Here is a 335-nt window from a genome sequence, read left to right as displayed (position 1 = left end):
TCCCGAGCACCCACAGGATCGAGCTCGGCACCTTGCAAAGCATCATGGACAAGCGGCTCGGGCTCGCTTCCGAAGACGAGGTGGTCTCGCTCTTCGGCGATTGCGATGTCGGCGCCGTCCCGCCGATCGGCGCCGCCTATGACGTGCCGGTGATCCTCGACGAAAGCCTCGGCGCCGCCGACGACGTCTATTTCGAGGGCGGCGACCACAGGACGCTCGTGCATGTCAGCGGCAAGGACTTTCGCAACCTGACCACGGATGCGCGCCAGGCCCGCTTCAGCCATCCGGCCTACTGAGAAATCGCGAGCACTACCGAGAGATCGGGGCCGCGCCGA

1 protein-coding gene is annotated in these 335 nt (G+C 66.0%); it reads left to right on the top strand.

Features of this window, described 5'->3' with window-relative positions; all coding sequences use genetic code 11:
• A partial coding sequence (locus EN807_RS33650; RefSeq protein WP_281405258.1) for a YbaK/EbsC family protein occupies positions 1-296 on the top strand: 296 nt, incomplete at its 5' end.
• Positions 297-335: the final 39 nt, after the last annotated feature.

This window comes from Mesorhizobium sp. M5C.F.Ca.ET.164.01.1.1 (assembly GCF_004792125.1).
Lineage (GTDB): Bacteria > Pseudomonadota > Alphaproteobacteria > Rhizobiales > Rhizobiaceae > Mesorhizobium > Mesorhizobium wenxiniae.
Note: the sequence above shows the minus strand (reverse complement) of the source record. Positions and strands in the feature narration are given on the sequence as shown.